Here is a 6,756-nt window from a genome sequence, read left to right as displayed (position 1 = left end):
TGGAGCCTCAAAATTTGCATATTTGGAACGAAGTCATCCACGACAATAGATATAATACCATATATTTTTCTATTTGAAAACTAAAAGCTGTTGACTTTTTACTTTGTCAACAGCCTGAACATCACCACAAAGTGATGTTTTTATTTTAAAAAGATATGCTTAACAACATATCTTCTATTCTTCTTCAATGACACCCATTAATTCTAAAAGACGATTTAAATCTTGAGTATCAGTATATTTTAATGTAATGGTATGTTCATCCACTTTTATCTTCGTACGATATTTTTTACGTAACAATCCTTCTACATAAACATATTCTTTAGGTTTCACTTCTTTTGGTTTGGCTTTTCTGGCCTCTTGAAGTTTAATTCCTTTGACAATATCTTCAACTTCTCTTACAGATAATTGTTGATCAATGGCTTTTCTCGCAACTTCTAAAGCTTTCTTTTCATCAATGGTAATTAAAGGCTTAATATGTCCCATTGTTAATGTCCCATCTAGAACATAATCCTGTAATTTTTGTGGCATCTTTAAAAGTCTGACAGTATTAGCGACATGGGCTCTTGACTTTCCAATACGTTTCGCCAATTCTTCCTGTGTCAGATCCAGTTTTTTCATCATTGTCTGGTATGCCTGTGCTTCTTCAATCGCATTCAAATCTTCTCTTTGAATATTTTCCAATAAGGCAATTTCCATCATCTGCTGATCTGTAAATTCTACAATAATCGCAGGAACTTCTGCCAATCCAACAATTGAAGCTGCACGATAACGTCTTTCCCCTGCAACAATCTCATAACCCTGTATTGCCTGTTTTAAAATAATAGGCTGAAAAATACCATGTTCCTTAATAGATTGTGCCAACTCATTTAATTTTTCTTCATCAAAATGCTTTCTCGGTTGATATGGATTAGGACGAATCTGATCGATAGGAACTTGTATTTGAGCAAATTGAGAAGGCTTCTTCTCAATCGCATCAATCATTGTTTGAATATCTTCTCCTTGAAATAATTCATTTAATCCTTTTCCCAAACCACTTTTTTTCTTTTTACTTGCGGCCATTACGTTTCACCACTTCCTTTGCCAGTTTTGCATAAGCCTTAGCTCCTTCTGAATGAGCATCATAATCAAAAATATTCAATCCTTCAGATGGTGCTTCCGATAATTTAATATTTCTAGGAATCACGACATCATATACTTTTTCTCTAAAATACTTACGAACTTCCTGTGAAACTTCTACCCCTAAATTCGTACGGGCATCTAACATCGTTAATAAAACACCTTCAATTGTCAAGTTTTCATTAAATACTTTTTGCGTTAATAAAATTGTATTTAATAATTGTGTTAAACCTTCCAAAGCATAATATTCACATTGAACAGGAATCAACACAGAATCAGCTGCAGTTAAAGCATTGGTGTTTAATAACCCTAATGCTGGAGGGCAATCAATAATCACATAATCATACTGATTTTTATAATCACCCAATGCTGATTTTAGTCTTTGTTCTCTGCCTGATTTGACTTGTGACAATTCAATTTCCACACCAGCCAAATCAATATTTGCTGGAACAATGTCAAGGTTATCAACACCAGAAGCAATACGAATCTCTTTAATTGGCATTTGTTGTGTAATAGCGTCATAAATTGTATATTCCAAAGATGAGCGATCAACACCCAATCCCTGTGTTGCATTGGCTTGAGGATCAATATCAATCAATAAGACTTTCTTCCCCATATAAGCAAGAGCTGCACTTAAATTAACACTTGTTGTTGTTTTTCCAACACCACCCTTTTGATTTGTAACAGCTATAACCTTTGACATTTTCTTTCCTCCTTATTTTTTCATTCCAATCTTTTCACCCATCAATACACGTGTTTCATCATGCTGTAATGAGTGACTCACAATATCTTCATCTATTTCAACTATATCTTTTTTCAATAAAACAACAATCGTTGAACCACCAAACTCAAAATAACCTTTTTCATCACCACGACAAAAAGAATCAAGAGAATGATTAACAATCTTACCAACCATCATAGCCCCAACTTCCATATAAATTACATCATCAAAATGCAATGTATGTAATAAAGAGTAACTACGAGAATTTTGTCTATAAATAGGGTAATAGTCATTAGCGATAGGATTCACTGTATGAAAAACACCTTTTATATAAACATCTTCTTCTTTAGAACCATCATCAATAAAACAATAACGATGATAATCATCAACCGATAAACGAAACACCAGACATGTTCCCCCATCATATTGTTGAGCCAGTTCATGGTTCCCTAATAAATCTGATAAAGAATACATCGTATCTTTAATCCACAATTTTGTATCTTCTCCAATGCGATAATACGTTAATTTAGAATCAGCTGGAGCAATCAAAACATGATGATCTTGACATATGGGTCTTGCTTCTTTTTTGATTTGTCTTGTAAAAAAATCATTATAACAGCGATAATCCTGTTTTTCATATTGATCCATATCAATATGATGATTTTGAATAAATGGTTGAATTTGACGTTTTGATAAACGACTATTCATATACAACCCACCTATATGGGTAATAAAAGGAAGGGTTAACACTTTCAGTGCACATCTTCCTAAAAAATGACTATATAATAATTTTAATAAACGATTTTGACTTTGATTGACTTTTAATTCCTGTCCTTGACGATTCACAACTCTCATAGCATTATCAATCCTGTACAAATCAATATACCAACAACTAACATGACCAAAATTCCTTTTAAACCAGGTTTTCTCACTTTAAAATTAATGATAAATGCCCATGCTGTGATAAACATAACCCACGCATATATACTATATGTCATTTCCACTGTCAAAAAATGTCTTAATAAACAAACAGCTGGAAATATTAAAGATGCACTTGTGACAGGTAACCCTTGATAATATTTTCTTTTTTCAGTTGTTGTATTTTGACGCATTTCTTCAACAACATTAAAATACCCTAATCTGCTAATAGCACAAAGTGCATAAAACGCAAAGATAAAAAACCATAGCCAAGTTACACCACACACAATAGAATCCATCATGGTATAACCAATAATAGCTGGAAATATACCAAAACTAAACATATCAGCTAATGAATCAATTTGTATTCCAAATTTTCTTTCTTCTTCTGTTCTGTCTTTCTTTGTACGTGCCACCATTCCATCAAAGGAATCAAATGCACCACTTAATAATAAGCAAATAAGTGCTCCATCAAAATTTCCTTTAAATGCTAAATGTGTTCCAAATAAAGCACTCACTAAACTTAAATAAGTTAATATGACAGTATAATTATAAAAACCAATCATATCTTTCTCCCACACTTTTTATTTTAACGGTTGTATTATAGCATACTTCTCCATGTTTTTATAGGACTTTTCTATAATAGAAGAAATTTCGTGAATTGTCTACAAAAAAAGAGTCCGATTTTTCGAACTCTTATGACATTAATCAATCATGATTGTGTTGTTGTTTTCAATAGCTTTCATATCCTGTTTTGGAATTGAAATTCTTAAAACACCATCTTCAAATTTTGCTTTAATATCACTCTGTGGAACACTTTCTCCTACATAGAAGCTTCGACTCATGCTTCCTGCGTATCTTTCCTGTCGGATATATTGTCCATCTTTATTCTTTTCATCTTTATTCAAGTTCTTCTTAGCTGAGATTGTCAAATATCCTTGTTCAAATGTCAATTCCACATCCTCTTTCTTAAAGCCTGGAAGATCGACATCCAATTCATATGTTCCTTCTGTTTCACGTACATCTGTTTTCATCATATTTCTTGAATGTTTTCCATATAATGGATTCTTCTTTCCAAAGAATTCCTTATCTAAATCATCAAACCAGTCATCAAATAAACTTTCTCCAAAAATACTAGGCATTAACATAAATATCACCTCTGTTTAACAATTCTAAGCATTGTTAGAGAATGAACAATGTTTGATATGAGAAGTAAGGATTGCCTTTTTTATTCTCTTTCCTTATTTCTATTTATATTATAGTCCTCTGTTTTAGCAGAGTCAAGTATAGAGTGCTAAAAACATTTTTTCACATAATTGACATCATTTGTTCCAGCTTTTATAAGCATTGTATAAAATATCTTTAAGAACAAGCATGGCATCTTGTTTTGTGTAGCCATATTCATCTTTTATTTCATCAAACATTTTTGTAATTCGAAATGCATAATTTGCTGTATTAACTTCACTTTGATATTGAAGAAGTATGGGATATTTCTTACCCCACGCATTTGTCCAATTCACTTTTTCATTGATTTTATCATCACTCTTTTCAATCATTTCTTCTATTTCTTGTAAATCAACATCAAATTCAATGAGTTCATCAAGCGAAACATTATAGAGTTTTGCCATCTTTTTTGATTGATAAATATCTGGAATGGTTTCATTTGTTTCCCATTTTGATATAGTTTGCCTACTTACCCCAATCTTTTGGGCAACTTCTTCTTGTGATAATCCTCTTTTCTTCCTTGCATGAAATAAACTATTTCCTAAATTCATTGTACAATCCTCCTTGTCTTTTGATAATTCCATTATAAAAATGTTCCAAGAAAAACACCACCAACTTTGATAACCAATATCGCACGAGAATTTAACAATTTAACAAATTTTATTCATTCTTTATCATTTTTTATATCTCTATAGCTATGATTTCACTGAAATATAACAAGATTTATTAGAATGATTATTTAAAAAATGCTTATATTCTTTTTATGATTAATAATTTTGAGTTTTCAAAAATATTATGGCTTAAGCCCCTAATGCATACTGCATATCAACATTGCCTTGATCGTTACATAAAATGAATCCAAGCCGCATAGTTTAACAAATGATTATCCACAATCAACTAATCCTTCAATATTAATTTTTCTTATTATCCCTCTATTTAAAATAAGAGTATCTTACTAATTAAAAAATACATAAACCAATACAAAAAGAATAAACTATTATTAATGGATATACATTAACCTTTTCTACCGGCATGTTAATATATATATGAAAAAATGATCGGTATGGAAACCTCAAAAAACCATATCCATTAAAAATCAAAGGGCGATTAATCCCCTTTATGATTTCATAGAAACGAAGATGAACATATGGTTGAACAAACTTCTTTTAAAATAAGAGTAAAAGAAATCACAATAACTGAATCAAAGAAATATAAGGAAGTTTTTGTCACCCATCTATATCTCATTCGTTCTAAAGATTTCAAGAAAAAATTACTATATTCTTGCAGCAAAAAAGATAATTTTCTCCATCTTAGTGGAATAAATGTAAATTTATCCGCCGCTTCATTTTTGATAAATGCTATGATGGAACACTTATTGGACTTTAATTTTCATAAAAAAGGAAAATATGAAAATAGTATTAAGGGTTCTGTGAGAAAGAAGATTAAATCATTAAAAAGAGTAAGTACCTTATTTCAAGAAGATATTTTAATTGAAGAAGATTTCAAAAAAATAAAATTATATATGCCATTGCCACCACGAATAAAAAGATTACATTTGGATTCTAAATACTTCTTTAATCTTCTCATAACAATTATTACTAACGTTTTGAGGACTTCAAAATATGATTAGATAAAATTTTTTAGTTTATAAGTAAGCAACAAAATGGATTTAAAATGTTTCTGACATTTTCAAAAATGATTGATAACGAAATAATCTATGCAGCTTCCATATTCTTATATAATATGATCAACATGTCGTAAAAGGTAAGCATCCATATCATCAAATCCTTCCATACTTCTACGAAGAATAATCTTTTTATTTCTTATATAGATGATTATCTTTTGACATTCTTCCCAGCCATATAAATTTTTAGTTTTTCTTACAACTTTCTCTATTTCACTTAAAGGAAATGAATAAGTTTTCCCTATCATTGATCTCACTGTCATTTCATCCCCTTTTGTTTTCACAAGAAATCTACATATAGAAATTCCCCATAAGATAAATGGACTTATAAAAATAAAAGCACCAATACTCAAAATAAATAGGAACATAGCACTTACAACATCTAATACTGCAACTAAAATAATTGAAGCAATCATTGACAATAAAATAACAGCAATAAAAATAAGATTGTTTTTTGCCCAATAGACTTCTGTTGAAAGCTCAAGTTCTTTTTCAAACATAACTTTATTATCATGGTCAAAAAATAATACTTTTATATCATAATCCCTGCCATATTGCGTTGCCTTGTAAATCAGTTGAACTCTATCTTCATCAGTGACTTCTCCTTGATGTTTTAACCAGCAAATAGAATCAGCCATTGCGTAAAAATTATTGAAACATACTTCACCATCAAATCTTGCAATATTGCCATTATCATCTTCAACTTGTATATAACTTTTTGTTCCAGTGATTTTCATAATATCTCATCTCCATATTATTTACATTATATCAATTCTCAATTTTTGCTTCAATAAAACTATCAGAAAGTCATAAAAAGGAACGTTTTGCGTTCCCCTTTTATTAATTCATTCTATTTTAAATGATAGTAGTATTTGATAGATAAATCATTTATGAGTGACTTTTTTAAAAATCATCTTGAATATATTCTATATAAGATATATAAGGTGCTCCCCAATAAATCCTTATATTTGCTTTTCTTTTTTCTATACCGTTAAATCCTTCTTTCGTATTTGTATTAGGGAAAATGAAATTTTCTGCGCTAGAAGTTATCGTTAAGCGAATTCTATGACCTTTTTGAAAAGTATTAGATATT

The 6,756-nt window shown here is 30.2% G+C and carries 9 protein-coding genes; 1 reads left to right on the top strand and 8 read right to left on the bottom strand.

Features of this window, described 5'->3' with window-relative positions; all coding sequences use genetic code 11:
- Positions 1-174: 174 nt before the first annotated feature.
- The 6 genes from B5E75_RS13800 to B5E75_RS13775 form a co-directional block, all read right to left on the bottom strand.
- A complete protein-coding gene (locus tag B5E75_RS13800) occupies positions 175-1,059 on the bottom strand; it encodes a ParB/RepB/Spo0J family partition protein (RefSeq protein ID WP_087360441.1) in 885 nt (294 codons plus the stop codon).
- Positions 1,046-1,819, bottom strand: coding sequence for a ParA family protein (locus B5E75_RS13795; protein ID WP_087360438.1), 774 nt, complete (start codon positions 1,817-1,819; stop codon positions 1,046-1,048). The genes B5E75_RS13800 and B5E75_RS13795 overlap by 14 nt, the downstream gene beginning before the upstream one ends.
- A gap of 12 nt (positions 1,820-1,831) precedes the next feature.
- The gene (locus B5E75_RS13790; protein WP_087360435.1) at positions 1,832-2,692 is read right to left on the bottom strand and encodes a phosphatidylserine decarboxylase; all 861 of its coding nucleotides are present in this window, start codon (positions 2,690-2,692) and stop codon (positions 1,832-1,834) included.
- Positions 2,689-3,321 (bottom strand): CDP-alcohol phosphatidyltransferase family protein, encoded by a 633-nt coding sequence (locus B5E75_RS13785; protein WP_087360432.1) that lies wholly within the window; start codon positions 3,319-3,321, stop codon positions 2,689-2,691. The genes B5E75_RS13790 and B5E75_RS13785 overlap by 4 nt, the downstream gene beginning before the upstream one ends.
- A 138-nt stretch (positions 3,322-3,459) precedes the next feature.
- Positions 3,460-3,903: an Hsp20/alpha crystallin family protein gene (locus tag B5E75_RS13780; RefSeq protein ID WP_087360429.1), complete on the bottom strand. Its 444-nt coding sequence runs from the start codon at positions 3,901-3,903 to the stop codon at positions 3,460-3,462.
- Positions 3,904-4,077: 174 nt separating this feature from the next.
- Positions 4,078-4,530, bottom strand: coding sequence for a helix-turn-helix domain-containing protein (locus B5E75_RS13775; protein WP_087360427.1), 453 nt, complete (start codon positions 4,528-4,530; stop codon positions 4,078-4,080).
- A gap of 596 nt (positions 4,531-5,126) precedes the next feature.
- Between B5E75_RS13775 and B5E75_RS13770 the strand changes: the two genes are divergently transcribed.
- Positions 5,127-5,609 carry a hypothetical protein gene (locus B5E75_RS13770; RefSeq protein WP_087360424.1) on the top strand — a complete coding sequence of 161 codons (483 nt, stop codon included), beginning with the start codon at positions 5,127-5,129 and terminating at the stop codon, positions 5,607-5,609.
- 104 nt (positions 5,610-5,713) lie between these two features.
- On the opposite strand, the gene B5E75_RS13765 is transcribed toward B5E75_RS13770, so the two are convergent.
- Together B5E75_RS13765 and B5E75_RS14470 are read right to left on the bottom strand one after the other, a co-directional pair.
- Positions 5,714-6,400, bottom strand: a complete 687-nt coding sequence (locus tag B5E75_RS13765) for a hypothetical protein (protein WP_087360421.1) — start codon at positions 6,398-6,400, stop codon at positions 5,714-5,716.
- A gap of 166 nt (positions 6,401-6,566) precedes the next feature.
- Positions 6,567-6,756 (bottom strand): CocE/NonD family hydrolase C-terminal non-catalytic domain-containing protein (locus tag B5E75_RS14470; RefSeq protein WP_206413997.1); only part of this gene is annotated, 190 nt, incomplete at its 5' end.

Origin of the sequence: Massiliimicrobium timonense, from assembly GCF_002160865.1 — a bacterium.
Classification (GTDB): domain Bacteria; phylum Bacillota_I; class Bacilli_A; order Erysipelotrichales; family Coprobacillaceae; genus Allocoprobacillus.
This window is presented reverse-complemented; position numbering and strand designations above follow the sequence as displayed.

What these genes read in the sequence shown, in the direction of transcription:
- B5E75_RS13775 (WP_087360427.1), bottom strand. Translation starts at nt 4,530, where the DNA reads ATGAATTTAGGAAATAGTTTATTTCATGCAAGGAAGAAAAGAGGATTA.
- B5E75_RS13770 (WP_087360424.1), top strand. Translation starts at nt 5,127, where the DNA reads ATGGTTGAACAAACTTCTTTTAAAATAAGAGTAAAAGAAATCACAATA.
- B5E75_RS13790 (WP_087360435.1), bottom strand. Translation starts at nt 2,692, where the DNA reads ATGAGAGTTGTGAATCGTCAAGGACAGGAATTAAAAGTCAATCAAAGT.
- B5E75_RS13765 (WP_087360421.1), bottom strand. Translation starts at nt 6,400, where the DNA reads ATGAAAATCACTGGAACAAAAAGTTATATACAAGTTGAAGATGATAAT.
- B5E75_RS13795 (WP_087360438.1), bottom strand. Translation starts at nt 1,819, where the DNA reads ATGTCAAAGGTTATAGCTGTTACAAATCAAAAGGGTGGTGTTGGAAAA.
- B5E75_RS13785 (WP_087360432.1), bottom strand. Translation starts at nt 3,321, where the DNA reads ATGATTGGTTTTTATAATTATACTGTCATATTAACTTATTTAAGTTTA.
- B5E75_RS13800 (WP_087360441.1), bottom strand. Translation starts at nt 1,059, where the DNA reads ATGGCCGCAAGTAAAAAGAAAAAAAGTGGTTTGGGAAAAGGATTAAAT.
- B5E75_RS13780 (WP_087360429.1), bottom strand. Translation starts at nt 3,903, where the DNA reads ATGTTAATGCCTAGTATTTTTGGAGAAAGTTTATTTGATGACTGGTTT.